Below are 16,601 nucleotides of genomic sequence, written 5' to 3'. Positions count from 1 at the left end.
ATAAGAATTGTCATATCTGAATTCTTACCAAAAAAGAGTTATTTTTTACCAGAAACACAAACTATTTTACACTACCGTTGAAATCGTTAACTACAACAAATAATCAGTAAATTTAAGACAGCGCCCCCTATTTCTGGGGGCGCTGTAATTTTCTCAGTGTCTCTGATATGAACAAGTACAAAACGTTCTGCAAGAGCCGAAACTAATCCCTTTAAGTATTTCCCGACATAACAGTCTATTTATTTTTATCCGGGGATGCTTTGTCATCGTCTTCAGCAGCGTCTTTAAGCTTTTTTCCAGCTTTATCATCCGGTACATATTGTACGATATCCTCAATATTACAGTCCAAAATACTGCAGAACCTATCCAGTGTATAGATTTCTACATTCATATTCTTGCGGAGTCTGTGGAGAAGAGAACGCTTGATGCCGTAATGTGTGTATAAATCATACTGCGAAACATGACGTTTTTTCATCGTTTCCCATAATGGGTCATAATTGATCATGTTTATATCCTGTCCATTTTGTTCTTGCTATAAACTCATTATTACTGTAAAATTGAAATTAGAATAGTGTGTTTATAAAGACACTACAGAAGGGAGAGTATGATGAAAAAGTTTGTGAAAATACTTGTTTCTGGGGTCCTGACCATCCATATTGCACTGGTGTTGTTCTACAACATGGTAGCAGGCGCACCTGTAGAACAAAGTGCAGCGGAGATCTATATGATAAAGGCTGCTGTTTTTTCCATCATGATATCCGGCTTTGGGTGTGCCTGTATTCATTACATTCTGTATCTGCAGAAAAAACTGGAGGAAAAGGAATCGGAGCCCTGACAGCAAAGTTATCTGAGCCGTTGCACTTGACAAAAATCTGTTTCTGCCCTACTATTAAAGCCAAAGCGCGGTAAGATCATACCGCCGAAAAAAGAAGGTCGAGAACAGAAGGGAGCCTCCGATGGAAGAAAAAGTCATAAACGCCGCCCTTTTAGGGCTTGGAACCGTGGGAACGGGCGTATATAAAGTGTTAAAAATGCAGGAGGATGAGATGACAGCCAAAATCGGCTGTAAGGTCAGGATCACCAGGGTCCTTGTGCGGAATCTGGAAAAAGCAGCGGCAAAGGTGGATGATCCGTCAATCCTGACAAATAACTGGGAAGATATCATCACAGATTCCTCCATAAAAATCGTGATTGAAGTGATGGGCGGTATCAATCCTGCCCAAACCTACATTACAGAAGCCTTAAAAGCAGGAAAACATGTAGTCTCTGCAAATAAGGACCTGATCGCTGTAAACGGAAAGGAGCTTCTGGATGCCGCGGAGGCTTCCCATTCAGACTTCCTTTTCGAAGCAGCAGTGGCAGGCGGAATTCCCATCATCCGTCCGCTGAAGCAGTGCCTTGCCGGAAATCATTTGAGCGAGGTTATGGGAATCGTAAACGGAACTACAAACTTTATCCTGACGAAGATGAGTCAGGAAGGAATGGAATTTCAGGATGCCCTTGCCCTTGCAACAAAGCTTGGCTATGCAGAGGCAGATCCTACGGCGGATATTGATGGCCTTGATGCCGGACGTAAGGTAGCCATACTGGCATCCGTTGCTTTTAACTCCAGAGTAGTATTTGACGATGTATATATTGAGGGGATCACCAAGATCTCAGCAAAGGATATCCGCTACGCAAAGGAAATGGGATGTACCATCAAGCTTCTTGGCGTGGCACGCAACACCGATGAAGGCATCGAGGCATATGTATGCCCCATGCTGATTCCAAGCACCCATCCTCTTGCCACGGTAAATGATTCCTATAATGCCGTATTTGTAAACGGAGATGCTGTGGAGGATGCCATGTTTTTTGGAAGGGGAGCAGGACAGCTTCCTACTGCCAGCGCTGTTGTGGGCGATGTGTTTGATATTGTACGCAACATCCAGGCAGACTGCAGTGGACGTATCGGATGTACATGCTACAAGAACCTTCCGGTGAAAAAAATGGAGAATGCCCACAGTCGTTTCTTCCTGCGTCTTCACGTAGAGGACCGCTGCGGTGTTCTGGCAGAGATGACAGAGGTTTTTGCAAAATATCATGTGAGTGTAGCTCAGATCATCCAGCGTGACACATTGGACGATGGCTGTGCTGAGGTCGTGGTCATTACAGCGAAGGTCCGGGAGGGCGATTTTAAGACAGCGATCGAGGAGCTTTCCAACCGAAGCTCAGTGAAAAAGATTTCCCGTACCATTCGTGTGTACGGAAAATAATGAAATTTGGAATTGCAAAATCTTAGATTTTTGGTACTATATATAAGTAGATGAAAAAACAAAACGAAAATCCAATCACAGATAAAGGAGAGCATTATGAGCAAAAAACCAACTGTTTTAATGATTCTTGACGGATATGGCCTGAATGACAAGCATGAGGGAAACGCCGTATACGAGGCTAAGACTCCTGTTATGGATAAGCTGATGGCGGAATATCCGTTTGTAAAAGGTTATGCAAGCGGACTTGCAGTAGGTCTTCCTGACGGACAGATGGGCAACTCTGAGGTAGGACATCTGAACATGGGCGCAGGCCGCATCGTATATCAGGAGCTTACCAGAATCACAAAAGAAATCCAGGACGGCGATTTCTTTAAAAATGAGGCGCTCCTTGCTGCTATGAAAAATGCAAAGGAGAATAATTCTTCCATCCATTTCATGGGACTTCTCTCCGATGGCGGCGTACACAGCCATAACACCCATCTCTACGGACTTCTTGAGATGGCAAAAAGAGAAGGTCTGGAGAAGGTCTATGTGCATTGCTTCCTGGACGGACGTGACACACCTCCGGCATCCGGAAAAGGCTACATCGAGGAGCTTCAGGCAAAGATGAAGGAAATCGGCGTAGGAGAGATCGGTGTTGTTTCCGGACGTTACTACGCAATGGACCGTGATAACCGCTGGGACCGTGTGGAGCTTGCATACAAGGCTCTGACAAAAGGTGAGGGAGTTAAAGGCACTGATGCAGCAGAGGCTGTACAGGCTTCCTACGACAACGGCAAGACTGACGAATTTGTTCTGCCTACCGTAATGGAAAAAGACGGAAAACCGGTGACCACCATTTCTGACAAAGATTCCGTAGTATTCTTCAATTTCCGTCCTGACCGTGCACGTGAGATCACAAGAGCATTCTGCACTGACGATTTCACCGGCTTTGAGAGAGGCGCGAGACTTGATCTGACTTATGTATGCTTTACTGAATACGATGACACCATTCCGAATAAAATGGTAGCCTTCCACAAGGTAATGCTGCACAATACCTTTGGCGAGTACCTGGCAGCACATAAAATGACACAGGCACGTATCGCTGAGACTGAGAAATACGCACATGTTACCTTCTTCTTTAACGGCGGCGTTGAGGAGCCGAATGAAGGCGAGGAGAGAATCCTTGTAAAATCCCCGAAGGTTCCTACCTATGATATGCAGCCTGAGATGAGCGCACCGCAGGTATGCGATAAGCTGGTAGAGGCCATCAAATCTGACAAATATGATGTGATCATCATCAATTTTGCAAACCCGGATATGGTTGGACATACAGGCGTAGAGGAGGCAGCTATCAAGGCTGTCGAGGCTGTTGACGAGTGTGTGGGCAGAGCTGTGGAAGCACTCAAGGAAGTTGACGGACAGATGTTTATCTGCGCAGACCATGGAAACGCTGAGCAGCTTGTTGATTACAACACCGGAGAGCCATTCACCGCACATACCACCAACCCGGTACCGTTTATCCTGGTAAATGCAGACCCGAAATATACACTTCGTGAGAACGGCTGTCTGGCAGACATCATTCCGACTCTGATCCAGCTTATGGGTATGGAGCAGCCGAAGGAAATGACTGGAACCTCTCTGCTGGTTGAAAAATAAGTAAGAAAATTCGTGATAATCACAACAAAAACCTCTGTTTTTACAGGGGTTTTTGTAATTTCAGAGAAAATTGCGTTTTTAAAAAAGAGGACTTGCAACAAGAGTTGTTTTTTACTATAATCCCTCTCGTGCGAAATGATATGGCACAGCAAATTTTGCGATTTTGTACGGAGGATATTGGAATGCAGACAGACATGACCGTCGGGAAACCGATGAAAATTTTACTCAACTTTATGATTCCTGTATTTATCGGGAATGTATTCCAGCAGTTCTACAATATGGTGGATGCCATTATTGTAGGAAAATTCGTGGGGACCAAGGCTTTGGCAGCAGTGGGCTCTACGGGAACCATTATGTTTTTGATCCTTGGATTTCTGCTAGGATTGACGACAGGATTTACCGTACTCACATCCCAGAAGTTCGGTGCAGGGAAAATGGACGAAATGCGCCAGACCGTGGGAAATGCAGCAATTTTATCTGTTGTGGTATCGATCATCATGACAGCAGTCAGTATGATTGGGATGCGTTCGCTGTTAGAATTTATGAATACGCCGGAGGATATATTTCAGGAAGCCTACTCGTATATTATGATCATCTGCGGCGGTATTTTCGCTCAGGTGCTGTACAATATACTTGCAAGTATTCTGCGCGCCCTGGGAAACAGCAAAATACCGTTGTATTTTCTGATCCTGTCAGCGCTTTTGAATATAGTTCTTGACCTGGTATTTATCGTTGTTTTTCACATGGGTGCAGCAGGTGCGGCATGGGCCACTGTGATCTCACAGGGCGTTTCCGGTCTGCTCTGTCTGCTCTATATTATCAAGGCAGTTCCGGAGCTTCATCTTTGCCGGGATGACTGGAAATTCCGGAAAAAACTTGCAGGAAACCAGATCCGTTTGGGAATCCCCATGGGGCTGCAGTTTTCCATTACAGCGATCGGGGCCATGATGGTACAGTCCGCTCTGAACATTCTGGGCGCCTATCCTGTGGCTGCGTTTACAGCGGGAAGTAAAATCGAAAATATTTTTGCACAGGCTTTTGTGGCGTTAGGAACAGCCGTATCTACCTATAATGCACAGAATATCGGAGCCGGAAAGCTGGAAAATGTTCGACAGGGATTTCGTTCAGCAGATGTGATCGGTGTCATCTATGCAGTGATAACAGGGGCGATTCTGATCCTCTGGGGGAAATATTTTTCCTACCTGTTTATTTCTGATAACGTTGATACAGTTATTCCAATGGTTCATACCTATTTGAAATGCGTGGGATGTTTCATGATCCCGCTGTATATTGTGAACTGTTACCGCAATGGATTTCAAGGCATGGGCTATGGTTTTCTGCCGATGCTGTCAGGCGTGGCAGAGCTTGTGGGTCGAGGTGTGACAGCCGTTATAGCAGCAAAGAAGGAAAGTTATTTCCTTGCATGTATGGCAAGTCCGGTTGCCTGGATCGTGGCAACAACGCTGTTGATTTTCATGTATTTCTTTGTAATGAAGGATATGAAGAAAAAACTTCGCCTGTAAAATACATCTAAGAGAAAAATTGGGGAAACCCGGGAGGAACGAAAAAGATGATCGATTTACACTGTGATACCATATCAAGGCTTGCGATGCCCATACACAAGGGGGATCTTGTGCACAATCCATACAGCGTAGATTTGGAACGCCTGGAAAAAGCAGGCTCACTGGTTCAGTGTTTTTCCACTTTTTTTGATGCAGGAGTCTATCCCATGCCTTTCCGGAGGGAAATGGCATTCAAAAAAGCAAATCATATGATAGACGTTTTTGAAAAAAATATAAAGCTTTGCGGAGAGCGTATGATTCCTGTGTGCGGCACCGATGATATTGAAGTTTGTATAGAGCGGAAAAAGGTGGGAGCGCTCCTGACGCTGGAGGACGGCGCTGCAATAGGCAGCAGTCTGGAACATCTGCATCATTTTTATGACAGAGGAATCCGGCTTATCACACTTACCTGGAATCATGAGAATGATATCGGATATCCGAATTCCGGCGACCCGGAGGTTATGTCAAATGGACTGAAGCCCTTTGGAATGGAAGTGATCGAGGAAATGAGCCGTCTTGGTATGATCATTGATGTTTCGCATCTTTCAGACGGCGGATTTTGGGATGTGGCGCGTCATGCGACAAAGCCTTTTATTGCTTCCCACAGCAATTCACGCTCTATTACCGTTCACTCCAGAAATCTTACGGATGCAATGATTGAAGCTATTGCAGAAAAGGGCGGCGTGATCGGACTGAATTTCTGTCCGGATTTTTTGGGCGCAGATAAAAAGAGCAGTATTTCCAATATGCTTCATCACATAAAACATATTTACCAGGTAGGCGGCGAGGATGTGCTGGCGCTGGGGACGGATTTTGACGGAATCAGCGGAAAGCTGCAGATCAATAGCTGTGATGAGCTGTGGCGTTTAAAAGAAGCGCTTCAAAATCATAAAATGTCTTCACGCGTTATTGACAAAATGTGGCAGGACAATGCGCTGCGCGTGATGAAAGAAATCTTGTAAAGCGGATATTACAATATGGCTGTGCTTTTCGGATAAAATAAATGTGCCGGGATAAAATAATCCTGACACATTTTTTTGTGCATAATCGTAATTATGTGGTATAATATGAACACTTAGTGAATGCAAGCCGTTAGGCGCAGCATGAGGTTAGTGAGAATATAGGCCTGGACACTTAGATAAATTTGAGGAGAGTATATAGATGAGCAGCGAAGAAAAGAGAGAAAAGGGCAGTCCTGGAGACATTGAGGAAAGAATAAATGAAGCCATGGACCGGATCGTGGAAGACCCTGATGAGCAGGAAGATACTCCCATTGATGAAGAATATGACGATGAAGATACGGCTGAAGAGGCAGACGAAGAATGGGATGAGCAGGAATACGATGAGGAATGGGATGAACTGGAGGACGGAGAAGAATCGGAATATGATATGGATTTCGACGATCTCCCGGACGATGAGGACAGACCGGAGCTGAAGGTAGAGCTGATCGAAACAGATCCTAACCGTTCCCGCAGAAAAAAAGCAAAAAAGGGAAAAGCCGCCTCACAGCCGGAAAAAGAATACAGACCTGCAGCACCGAAATCTGCCAGACCGAAGAAAATTACTTATGTGCCGATTTCGGATGAGGAATTAGAGCCTGCAGTTTTTCCTGCTAAAAAGAAAAAATTTAAAGGCCTTAAGGTTGCAGGGCTTGTGGTTGCCATGATGGCAGGAGCTGTTGTATGCGCTTATGGAGCCGTTACCTACTATTATTCCGACCGATTTTTTGAAGGGACGATCATTAACGGCATTGACTGCTCCCATAAGACAGCTTACGAGGCAGAGCAGGCTATAGCAAGTCAGGTTGAGAATTATTCCATTCAGGTCATGTCCAGAAATCTGGAACCTCAGGCAATAGAAGGAAGCAAGATCAATTACCGTTATATGTCTGACGGCGAGGTCTTAAACCTTTTGAAGCAGCAGAAGCCATATGAATGGGTTCGGGGCTTTTTTGAAACAAAGAGCTTTACCACAGAAAAGAGTGTGACCTTTGACAAAAACCTGCTTCAGACTGAGGTAAAGCAGCTAAGCTGTGCACAGCCTGAAAACCAGGTGGAGCCGGAAAATGCTTACGTGGCTTTGAGCGGGACGGAGTTTACCATCGTTCCGGAGACAGAGGGAAGCAAGCTGAGAGTAAAGGAAGCATACAAGGCACTTGACGCAGCGATTTCCGGCAGCCAGACCTCTGTGGATTTTAATGCCGCTCAGGATGTATACGCAAAGGCAGATGTGACAAGCGACAGCCAGGAGCTGCAGGCTACCAGAGATGCGTATAACAATTATACAAAGGCAAGCATTACTTATACCTTTGGGGAGAATACAGTGACCCTGGATGGTACGACCCTTAAGGATTGGCTGCAGTTTGACGAAAAGGGTCAGCTTGTAAAGGATGACGCATCCTTCCAGCAGCATATTACAGAATTTGTAGCGAAGCTTGCACAGGATCATGACACGGTAGGAACCCAGAGGGAGTTCCACACAACAAACGGCAGAACGGTTTATGTATACGGTTCCGCATATGGCTGGAAGATCAATCAGGAAGAGGAAGTAGCACAGCTTACCGAGGAAATCCGCGCCGGAGCACAGGTTACGAGAGATCCGGTTTACAAAATGACCGCAAACTCCCATGGCTACAACGACCTTGGAAACACTTATATTGAGGTGGATATGGGCGTTCAGCATATGTACTATTATCAGAACGGTTCGATAATTTTTGATTCAGACTTTGTTTCCGGTAATATGAGTTATGCAGACCGTCAGACACCGGAGGGAATTTTCACCTTGTATAATAAAAAGAGCCCGGATGTGCTGAGAGGACCTCAGAAGCCGGATGGAACCTATGAATACGAACAGCCGGTAAGCTTCTGGATGCCCTTTAACGGCGGAATCGGTTTCCATGATGCTACCTGGCAGCCGTATTTCGGTGGCGACCGTTTTCTGACAGGCGGTTCTCATGGATGTATCAATCTGCCTTATGACAGCGCGGCTGCGCTGTACAGCATCATTCAGTATAACGTTCCGATCATCTGCTTCTATTAAATAAAATGAGGAACTCACGGAACCTTGTCAATCATAGTTGCTATTCACAGTTGCTAACTGTGGATAGTAACTAATCGTTACAACTATACAGGAGATAAAACAATGGACAGAACCTTTGATATGATATTGACGATCGTAGCGCTGGTGGTAGGCGTTATGATGGTAACAGGCCACGGAGATATTTTTATGAAGGGCGGAAATGCGGAGCTGAGACAAAAGATATACGATGAGAAAAAGATGGAGAAATCGGGCGGCATTGCTATGATCCTTCTTGGAATTGCCACAGGGATCAATATGTACACCGAAGGGCTTACAGCAAAGATCATTTACATCGTAGTGCTGATAGTCATCTTTGGAACTCTTATTTACTATTTGAGAACAAAATGCAGAAAATAAAAATATGAAAGGGTGCTGAAATCAAACCTCAGCACCCTTTTTAGAATTTTAACCAATGCAGATATCCAGCAGATCAGCAGGCTTTTTGATTCGAAACTGCGGTGTGTCAACCTGACCGAATCCGTATTCCGCAAAGACAAATGGAACACCGGCTTTCCGGCAGGCATTATAATCGCCGGCAGTGTCGCCTACATAAACAGGAGCGGAAAGATGATGCTCACTGACAATTCTCATGATATTTTCAGCCTTGGCTTCACCGGTATCTCCGGGACACAGATGACCCGTAAAATAGTGACCGAATCCGGTTTTTTCCAGAAAAAGTTCAATGTACCCGGCCTGACAGTTGCTTACAATAAAAAGCGGAAATTTCCCGGATAGCTTTTCCAAAACCTTATCAAGGTCCGGATAAACGGGCGCACACTGTCTGGAAAGAGCCTGGTGCTCCGCTTCCGTACAGCCGTCAATGAGGCGCATCTGCTCATTTTCCGGAAAATCAGGAAAGAGCTTCCTGGCAATGTCAGGGAGAAGCTGTCCGAACAAGCTCTTCAGCGTATCTGCTGTAAGTGAGATCTCTACATTTTCTGACTTCAGATATTCATTCCAGGCATGGGCTACGATTTCCGTGGAATCCCAAAGCGTACCGTCCACATCGAAGATAATACTGTCCATTGCTATATCCTTTCAATATATATTCTTAAGAACACATTCTATCGAAGAAAAGACAAAAAATCAACTGTATTTTTGCGGATTTTGTGTTATGATGTAAATATTGCAATTGAAGGGAAAAAGTTTATGAAATACGATAAAATTGTCCGCGGTATTTTTCTGGATCGTCCCAACCGTTTTATTGCCCATGTCAGGCTGGATGGACATATTGAGACTGTCCATGTGAAAAATACGGGCAGATGCAGGGAGCTTCTTGTTCCGGAGGCAGAGGTGATTCTGGAGGAGAGCAGCAATCCTGCCAGAAAGACGAAATATGATCTGATCTGTGTAAATAAATCCGGACGCTGGATCAACATGGATTCCCAGATACCGAATAAGGCAGCAAAGGAATGGATCATGGCAGGAGGCCTTTTTCCGGAGGAGGTTACCGTATATACGGAAAAAACCTATGGAAATTCGCGGTTTGACCTGTATGTGGAGTCATCCATGCGAAAGGCGTTCATAGAGGTAAAAGGCGTGACCCTGGAAGAAAACAACATTGCCCGTTTTCCGGATGCCCCCACCCAGAGAGGTGTAAAGCATATCGAAGAACTGATACGCTGTATGGAGGATGGGTATGAGGCATACCTGCTATTTGTTATTCAGATGAAAGGCATTATCAGGTTTGAGCCAAACTGGAATACCCACCGGGAGTTTGGGGAAACCTTACAGAAAGCAAAAAAAGCAGGGGTACACATCCTGGCCCGGGATTGTATGATCGAAACGGATAGGATTGAGATACAGGATGCGGTTCCCATAAACCTGGAGGATCAGATCCATGCGTGAGGAGATGACAGGCGCGCTGCTTGCCTGGTACCGGGCAAATAAGCGGATTCTCCCCTGGAGGGACAAAAATAACGCCTACTATACCTGGGTATCGGAGATCATGCTGCAGCAGACAAGGGTGGAGGCGGTAAAGCCGTATTTTACAAGATTTATTACAGAGCTTCCCGATATTCCGGCGTTGGCAGAATGCCGTGAGGAAAAGCTATTAAAGCTTTGGGAGGGACTTGGGTATTACAGCCGCGTTCGAAACATGCAGCAGGCGGCAATACAGATGACAGAAGAATATAATGGAAAACTTCCTGAATCCTTTTCCCAGTTACTTTCGTTAAAAGGTATAGGAAGATATACGGCAGGAGCCATTGCATCCATCGCATATGGGATTCCTGTTCCGGCAGTGGATGGAAATGTTCTGCGCGTGGTCACCAGGATCACGGAAAATTCCGAGGACATTATGAAACCGTCTCTTCGGAAAAAAATAGAGGCAGATCTGCAGGAAATCATCCCGCAGGATCATCCAGGTGATTTTAACCAGGCTATGATGGAGCTGGGCGCAGTGATCTGTGTTCCAAATGGGCAGCCGAAATGTGAGGAATGTCCGGTAAAGGACTTCTGCCAGGCAAGACTTCACGGCACAACGGACAAGTACCCTGTAAAGGCGCCGAAAAAGTCCAGGACAGTGGAAAACCGTACCGTACTGGTGATTCAGGACGGAGAGCGGACTGCGATCCGCAAAAGACCGTCTAAAGGGCTTCTGGCAGGGTTGTATGAACTGCCCAACAGACCAGGGCATCTCTCCAGGGAGGAAGCTCTGGAATATGCGGAGAGCCTGGAACTGGAGCCACTGTATATACAGAAGCTTCCGGAGGCAAAGCATATTTTTTCCCATATTGAGTGGAGAATGACAGGATATCTCATCCGCGTGGCGTCGCTGGAGCGGACCAGGGAGCCGGAGATTTTGTTTGTAGAAAAGAAAGAGACAGATAAGGAGTATGCCATACCCTCCGCATTTGGAGCGTATGTGAAATATATGAAGGAGGAAGTTGTTTGATATGAAATTACTAAGCATCGCAATTCCATGCTATAATTCAGAAAGCTATATGGAAAAATGTATCGAGTCACTTTTGCCGGGAGGCGAGGAAGTGGAGATCCTTATCGTGGATGATGGTTCCAGTGACAGGACTGCGGAAATTGCAGATTCTTATGCTGAGAAATACCCTACGATCGTCCGTGCCATCCATCAGGAAAACGGAGGCCACGGAGCTGCAGTCAACACAGGGATCAAAAATGCCCAGGGACTTTATTTTAAAGTGGTGGACAGCGACGACTGGGTAAATCAGGAATCCTATGAGCTGATCCTTCATACCCTGGAGGACCTGATCCGCGGCTCCCGGACAGTAGACCTGCTTATCAGCAATTTTGTATATGAAAAGCAGGGCGCACCGAAAAAGAGAGTGATGCAGTACCGCCACTGTCTGCCGGTAAACCAGATCTTTACCTGGAATGATGTAAAGCATATGCCAAAGGGCAAATATCTGCTGATGCACTCCATGATCTACCGGACACAGCTTCTGGTTGACTGTAAGCTTGAATTGCCGGAGCATACCTTCTATGTGGACAATATTTTTGCCTTTGATCCGCTGCCCTATGTGCAGAACATGTATTATCTGGATACGAATTTTTACAGATACTTTATCGGAAGAGAAGACCAGTCGGTAAATGAAAAGGTGATGATCAGTAGGATCGACCAGCAGATCCGTGTCAACAAGCTGATGGTAAATTCCTACACAAGCTGCGGTCCCATGAACAAGCGGACAAGAGCCTATATGATCAGCTACCTGGATATAATCACCACGATCTCCTCCATCATGCTGATCCGTTCCGGCACAGAGGAAGCGCTGGAGAAGAAAAAGGAGCTGCTGTCATACATCCGCACCACAAACAGGACGCTGTATGGAAAGCTGCGTCACAGCCTGATGGGGAACTTTATGAACCTGCCGGGAAGAGGCGGACGGAAGGTTTCTGTGGCAGCTTACAAGATAAGCCAGAAATTTTACGGATTTAATTAAAAGAACAGCAAGTAAGCAAGGACCATGGAAACCGGCGTTTCCATGGTCCTTAATTGTAGTTGTTTAAAAATGTCTGCGTTTTCCTTTTCCGTTGCCTGCAACTGCAACACGGCGGCGGGAGCTTTCGTGGGCCTTCTGCGGATAGAAGAACAGATGACCAAACAGCGCTAGGGTGGAACCTAGACAAACGTCAATAACAGAATGCTGCTTCAAAAACATGGTGGACAGGATGATCAGAACCGTCAGCACCAGAGAAGCACGGCGTATACCCTTGCGGTCCCTTAAAGCCTCGCAGTTTGTGAGAGACATGTGGATGGCAAGAGAGTTAAATACATGGATACTGGGAAGTACGTTGGTAGGAGTATCGGTACGATACAGCCAACGAACCGCATCCGTAAAAATGTTGTCCCTTGGAAATTCGGTGGGACGAAGATGAAGGACATTGGGATAAATGTAGGATACGATCAAAAAGACAGTCATGCCCATCATCAGGTTTAAAATAAGCTGATAGTATTCACGCTTATTATCATTCCAGAATATAAAATACAGTACTGTGCTGATCATATAAGGAAACCACAGCAGGTACGGTACGATGAAAAATTCACAAAACGGTATGTGATCATCAAAAACAGTATCTACAACGTGATAACCATACACAGTCCGGTTTTCCAGATAAGCAAACAGAATGAGATAAATGATGCTGTAAATCAGGATTACTAAACCGTGACCGTATTTTTTGGTAAATCTAACCAAAATTTCAACTCCTTTACAGATGTCCGTTCGGGACATAAAAACATTGCCTGTAAGTTTCCTGATAATCGAAGAGATTATATCACAGGCATAATAACTTTTAAAGTTCTTTTTTCAAAAAACACAGAAACATCACTTTGTATGCCGCCGGATTCCCCGTCTCTGTGTACAGGAAGGGGAACACTGCTATGAATATCTATGTTTTTGCACTGATAAATATGTATTCCCTTTATGTGGGTGTGCTTTCCGAAAAAAGCAGTGGGCAGGCAAAATAAAACCTTAAGCCTGCTGACACCCTCCACCAGAATCACATCCAGAATACCGTCATCAGCCTTTGCCGCAGGGCAGAACATAAAACCGCCGCCCTCGTATTTCTGATTCATCACTGCTGTGAAATATACCCGGCTGTAATGGAAAGTGCGGTTCCCATCCATACGGATCGTCATGGGTGCAGGATTCAGAAACATAAGCTGCTTAAGAGCAACAAAAAGATAGATCAGTTTACCCATCTTCAGACGGTTAAAATGTTTTTTAAAAGGCGTTGAGAGGACCTCCTGGCATACGGCTGCGTCATATCCAAGACCTGTGCTGATCCCGAAACGGTATTTCCGTCCATTCTGCAGCATACAGGGTATATCCATGTTGACGATACGCTCTTCTTTCAGAATGGAATCCAGGGCAGCCATAGGTTCCTGGGGAAGCTTCAGGCTGCGGCAGAAGTCATTGCCTGAACCTGTGGGAATGTAGCCGAATATCACAGCGTCAGGATCCACAATACCGGTAAGCACTTCCTGAATGGTTCCGTCCCCGCCTACCGTTATGAGATGAACCGGATTTTCGGGCGTGGCAGAGCTGGTGATGCGTGAAGCAATTGTTACCGCGTGTCCCACAAAACGGGTAAGATAGCTCTCAAAAGAAATCCCTCTCAAAAGAAGCTCGCGGCGAATTTCGTTCCAGATCACGCCCCCGGCACCGGAGCGGGAGTTGGGGTTTACAATAAAGTAATACATACTGCCTCCTTGGGCATAAAGATTATCATTCCTATAATAGCATTCATACCGTCGGTTTACAAACAAATTTTTGTAAAATATAATGAAATTATTATAAACTGCGTCCCGACAATAGGAGGAAAAAGCAGGAAACAACTGGCAGGGGCGGAAAAGATATGATATACTCATCAAAGATATTAGACGAGGAGTGAAAAAATGAAATCACTGGTAATTGCTGAAAAGCCCTCTGTTGCCCGGGATATTGCCCGTGTGCTGAGGTGCTCCCAAAAGCAGAACGGAGCTCTTGAGGGAAAAGAATATGTGGTAACCTGGGCACTGGGACATCTCGTTACCCTGGCAGACCCGGAGGAATACGATAAAAAATATGAGAAATGGGAGATGGCGACCCTTCCCATGATGCCGGAGCATATGAAACTGGTGGTGATCCGGCAGACTGCAAAGCAGTATAATGCCGTGAAGACCCAGCTTTTCAGAAAAGATATAGGAGATATTATCATTGCCACGGATGCAGGGCGCGAGGGAGAGCTTGTGGCACGCTGGATACTGGAAAAATCCCAGTGCCGTAAGCCGATCAAAAGGCTATGGATCTCCTCCGTGACGGACAAGGCCATTTCAGAAGGCTTCCGGAACCTGAAGAACGGACATGAGTATGATAATCTGTACCGCGCCGCTGCCGCCAGAGCGGAGGCAGACTGGCTGGTAGGTATGAACGGAACCAGGGCTTTGACCTGCAAATACAATGCACAGCTTTCCTGCGGACGAGTGCAGACACCCACGCTTGCCATGATCGCAAAAAGAGAAGAGGAGATCCGGAAATTTGTCCCAAAGGAATATTACGGGATCACCCTGGAGGCAGGAGAGGTGCGGTGGACCTGGCGCGATGGGAAAAGCAACGGCTATCGGACCTTTTTAAAGGAACGTGCAGAGGAAATCCGTGACAAAGTAAAGGACGGTGCGCTGGAGGTTGTTTCCATTACGGAAAAGCCCAAAAAGACACCGGCACCGGGACTTTATGATCTTACCACCCTGCAGAGGGAGGCAAACCAGAAATACGGTTTTTCCGCAAAAGAAACCCTGAACATCATGCAGCGCCTTTACGAGAACCACAAGGTTCTGACCTATCCCAGAACCGATTCCAGATATATCGGAAAAGATGTGGTTCCCACCATCAAAGAACGTCTGAAAGCCTGCGGAACAGGCCCTTACAGAAAGCTTGCAGGGACTCTCTTGAATAAGCCGATCCAGACAAATGCCGGCTTTGTGGATGACAAAAAGGTCAGCGACCACCATGCCATCATCCCCACAGAGCAGTTTGTACAGCTTGACCATATGACCAATGAGGAACGCAAGATTTATGACATGGTAGTACGACGGTTCTTAAGCGTACTGTATCCGCCCTTTGTCTATGAGCAGGTGACTATGGAAGCTGTGGCAGCAGGAGAAACCTTTGCAGCCAGCGGAAGGATCATAAAAAGCCTGGGCTGGAAGGAAGTTTATGAGGGCAGCTATGCCCAGGAGGATGAAGAGGACAGGGAGGATGAAGGCTTAGGGGACCAGCGCCTTCCAAGGCTTCAGAAAGGGGCGCGGCTAAAGGCAGAAAACGTGTCCATAAGCACAGGAAAAACAAAGCCGCCTGCAAGATTTACTGAGGCAACGCTTCTGGCAGCAATGGAAAATCCGGTGAAATTCATGGAAACCAGAGATAAGGAGGCTGTGAAAACCATCGGAGAGACAGGCGGACTTGGCACAGTTGCCACCAGAGCGGATATCATTGAGAAACTTTTTAATTCCTTTCTCATGGAAAAGAAAGGAAATGAGATACACATTACCTCCAAGGCAAAGCAGCTTCTGGAGCTGGTGCCGGAGGATCTGAAAAAGCCGGAGCTGACGGCTGACTGGGAAATGAAGCTTTCCGGGATTGCAAAAGGCAAAATGCGGCAGGATACGTTTCTGGATGAGATCCGGGATTATGCCTGCGACATTGTAGAGGAGATCAAAACAGGAGACGGAACCTTCCGCCATGACAATCTGACCAACAAGGTCTGCCCGAACTGCGGCAAGCGTCTCCTGGCAGTGAATGGCAAAAACAGTAAAATGCTTGTGTGCCAGGACAGAGAGTGCGGCTACCGGGAGACCGTTTCCCGCACCACAAACGCCCGCTGTCCGAAATGCCACAAGCGTATGGAAATGTATGTAAAGGGCAAGGAAGAAACCTTTGTATGCGCATGCGGCTATAAGGAAAAGCTTTCCGCTTTCCAGGCCCGCAGGGCAAAGGAAGGAGCCGGAGTGGGCAAGCGGGATGTGCAGAATTACCTCCGCAAGCAGCAGAAGGAAGCAAAGGAACCGGTAAACAACGCTTTTGCCCAGGCATTGGCAGGGATAAAGCTGGATTAATCC

15 protein-coding genes are annotated in these 16,601 nt (G+C 46.2%); 11 read left to right on the top strand and 4 right to left on the bottom strand.

Going from position 1 to position 16,601, the window contains the following annotated elements; genetic code table 11:
• Nucleotides 1–235 precede the first annotated feature (235 nt).
• Nucleotides 236–505, bottom strand: a complete 270-nt coding sequence (locus ACESZH_RS19435; protein WP_373218523.1) for a helix-turn-helix domain-containing protein — start codon at nucleotides 503–505, stop codon at nucleotides 236–238.
• A 99-nt stretch (nucleotides 506–604) separates the two neighbouring features.
• Between ACESZH_RS19435 and ACESZH_RS19430 the strand changes: the two genes are divergently transcribed.
• The 7 genes from ACESZH_RS19430 to ACESZH_RS19400 all read left to right on the top strand — a co-directional run bounded on the left by ACESZH_RS19430 (nucleotide 605) and on the right by ACESZH_RS19400 (nucleotide 8,887).
• The gene (locus ACESZH_RS19430) at nucleotides 605–835 is read left to right on the top strand and encodes a hypothetical protein (protein ID WP_373218522.1); all 231 of its coding nucleotides are present in this window, start codon (nucleotides 605–607) and stop codon (nucleotides 833–835) included.
• A 121-nt stretch (nucleotides 836–956) separates the two neighbouring features.
• A complete protein-coding gene (locus tag ACESZH_RS19425; RefSeq protein ID WP_373218521.1) occupies nucleotides 957–2,252 on the top strand; it encodes a homoserine dehydrogenase in 1,296 nt (431 codons plus the stop codon).
• A gap of 96 nt (nucleotides 2,253–2,348) precedes the next feature.
• On the top strand, nucleotides 2,349–3,890 hold the full coding sequence (gene gpmI / locus ACESZH_RS19420) for a 2,3-bisphosphoglycerate-independent phosphoglycerate mutase (protein ID WP_373218519.1): 1,542 nt from the start codon (nucleotides 2,349–2,351) through the stop codon (nucleotides 3,888–3,890).
• 182 nt (nucleotides 3,891–4,072) lie between these two features.
• Nucleotides 4,073–5,413, top strand: a complete 1,341-nt coding sequence (locus tag ACESZH_RS19415) for an MATE family efflux transporter (RefSeq protein WP_373218517.1) — start codon at nucleotides 4,073–4,075, stop codon at nucleotides 5,411–5,413.
• Nucleotides 5,414–5,460: 47 nt separating this feature from the next.
• The gene (locus tag ACESZH_RS19410) at nucleotides 5,461–6,414 is read left to right on the top strand and encodes a dipeptidase (RefSeq protein WP_373218515.1); all 954 of its coding nucleotides are present in this window, start codon (nucleotides 5,461–5,463) and stop codon (nucleotides 6,412–6,414) included.
• A 199-nt stretch (nucleotides 6,415–6,613) separates the two neighbouring features.
• Nucleotides 6,614–8,491 (top strand): L,D-transpeptidase family protein, encoded by a 1,878-nt coding sequence (locus ACESZH_RS19405; protein WP_373218514.1) that lies wholly within the window; start codon nucleotides 6,614–6,616, stop codon nucleotides 8,489–8,491.
• Nucleotides 8,492–8,593: 102 nt separating this feature from the next.
• Nucleotides 8,594–8,887, top strand: coding sequence for a DUF3784 domain-containing protein (locus ACESZH_RS19400; RefSeq protein ID WP_373218513.1), 294 nt, complete (start codon nucleotides 8,594–8,596; stop codon nucleotides 8,885–8,887).
• Nucleotides 8,888–8,935: 48 nt separating this feature from the next.
• Here ACESZH_RS19400 and ACESZH_RS19395 read toward each other — a convergent pair whose 3' ends face one another.
• On the bottom strand, nucleotides 8,936–9,556 hold the full coding sequence (locus ACESZH_RS19395; RefSeq protein ID WP_373218511.1) for an HAD family hydrolase: 621 nt from the start codon (nucleotides 9,554–9,556) through the stop codon (nucleotides 8,936–8,938).
• A 123-nt stretch (nucleotides 9,557–9,679) separates the two neighbouring features.
• On the opposite strand from ACESZH_RS19395, the gene sfsA reads away from it, so the two are divergent.
• The 3 genes from sfsA to ACESZH_RS19380 are packed head-to-tail and all read left to right on the top strand — an operon-like array spanning nucleotide 9,680 to nucleotide 12,444.
• Nucleotides 9,680–10,378: a DNA/RNA nuclease SfsA gene (sfsA, locus tag ACESZH_RS19390; RefSeq protein WP_373218509.1), complete on the top strand. Its 699-nt coding sequence runs from the start codon at nucleotides 9,680–9,682 to the stop codon at nucleotides 10,376–10,378.
• Entirely contained in the window at nucleotides 10,371–11,426 is a 1,056-nt protein-coding gene (gene mutY, locus ACESZH_RS19385; RefSeq protein ID WP_373218507.1) for an A/G-specific adenine glycosylase, read from the top strand. The genes sfsA and mutY overlap by 8 nt, the downstream gene beginning before the upstream one ends.
• A 1-nt stretch (nucleotide 11,427) precedes the next feature.
• The gene (locus tag ACESZH_RS19380; protein ID WP_373218505.1) at nucleotides 11,428–12,444 is read left to right on the top strand and encodes a glycosyltransferase family 2 protein; all 1,017 of its coding nucleotides are present in this window, start codon (nucleotides 11,428–11,430) and stop codon (nucleotides 12,442–12,444) included.
• Nucleotides 12,445–12,507: 63 nt separating this feature from the next.
• On the opposite strand, the gene ACESZH_RS19375 is transcribed toward ACESZH_RS19380, so the two are convergent.
• On the bottom strand, nucleotides 12,508–13,197 hold the full coding sequence (locus ACESZH_RS19375; RefSeq protein WP_373218503.1) for a phosphatase PAP2 family protein: 690 nt from the start codon (nucleotides 13,195–13,197) through the stop codon (nucleotides 12,508–12,510).
• A 74-nt stretch (nucleotides 13,198–13,271) separates the two neighbouring features.
• Entirely contained in the window at nucleotides 13,272–14,204 is a 933-nt protein-coding gene (locus ACESZH_RS19370) for a diacylglycerol kinase family protein (protein WP_373218502.1), read from the bottom strand.
• A gap of 195 nt (nucleotides 14,205–14,399) precedes the next feature.
• On the opposite strand from ACESZH_RS19370, the gene ACESZH_RS19365 reads away from it, so the two are divergent.
• Nucleotides 14,400–16,598: a DNA topoisomerase III gene (locus tag ACESZH_RS19365; protein WP_373218501.1), complete on the top strand. Its 2,199-nt coding sequence runs from the start codon at nucleotides 14,400–14,402 to the stop codon at nucleotides 16,596–16,598.
• Nucleotides 16,599–16,601: the final 3 nt, after the last annotated feature.

The organism is Ruminococcus sp. 5_1_39BFAA (assembly GCF_964240875.1).
Lineage (GTDB): Bacteria > Bacillota > Clostridia > Lachnospirales > Lachnospiraceae > Blautia_A.
Note: the sequence above shows the minus strand (reverse complement) of the source record. Positions and strands in the feature narration are given on the sequence as shown.

Excerpts from the sequence above, each read along its gene's own strand:
- ACESZH_RS19430 (WP_373218522.1), top strand. The coding sequence starts at position 605 with ATGATGAAAAAGTTTGTGAAAATACTTGTTTCTGGGGTCCTGACCATC.
- ACESZH_RS19395 (WP_373218511.1), bottom strand. The coding sequence starts at position 9,556 with ATGGACAGTATTATCTTCGATGTGGACGGTACGCTTTGGGATTCCACG.
- ACESZH_RS19435 (WP_373218523.1), bottom strand. The coding sequence starts at position 505 with ATGATCAATTATGACCCATTATGGGAAACGATGAAAAAACGTCATGTT.
- ACESZH_RS19365 (WP_373218501.1), top strand. The coding sequence starts at position 14,400 with ATGAAATCACTGGTAATTGCTGAAAAGCCCTCTGTTGCCCGGGATATT.
- gpmI (WP_373218519.1), top strand. The coding sequence starts at position 2,349 with ATGAGCAAAAAACCAACTGTTTTAATGATTCTTGACGGATATGGCCTG.
- ACESZH_RS19380 (WP_373218505.1), top strand. The coding sequence starts at position 11,428 with ATGAAATTACTAAGCATCGCAATTCCATGCTATAATTCAGAAAGCTAT.
- ACESZH_RS19425 (WP_373218521.1), top strand. The coding sequence starts at position 957 with ATGGAAGAAAAAGTCATAAACGCCGCCCTTTTAGGGCTTGGAACCGTG.
- ACESZH_RS19415 (WP_373218517.1), top strand. The coding sequence starts at position 4,073 with ATGCAGACAGACATGACCGTCGGGAAACCGATGAAAATTTTACTCAAC.
- sfsA (WP_373218509.1), top strand. The coding sequence starts at position 9,680 with ATGAAATACGATAAAATTGTCCGCGGTATTTTTCTGGATCGTCCCAAC.
- ACESZH_RS19410 (WP_373218515.1), top strand. The coding sequence starts at position 5,461 with ATGATCGATTTACACTGTGATACCATATCAAGGCTTGCGATGCCCATA.
- ACESZH_RS19400 (WP_373218513.1), top strand. The coding sequence starts at position 8,594 with ATGGACAGAACCTTTGATATGATATTGACGATCGTAGCGCTGGTGGTA.
- mutY (WP_373218507.1), top strand. The coding sequence starts at position 10,371 with ATGCGTGAGGAGATGACAGGCGCGCTGCTTGCCTGGTACCGGGCAAAT.
- ACESZH_RS19405 (WP_373218514.1), top strand. The coding sequence starts at position 6,614 with ATGAGCAGCGAAGAAAAGAGAGAAAAGGGCAGTCCTGGAGACATTGAG.
- ACESZH_RS19370 (WP_373218502.1), bottom strand. The coding sequence starts at position 14,204 with ATGTATTACTTTATTGTAAACCCCAACTCCCGCTCCGGTGCCGGGGGC.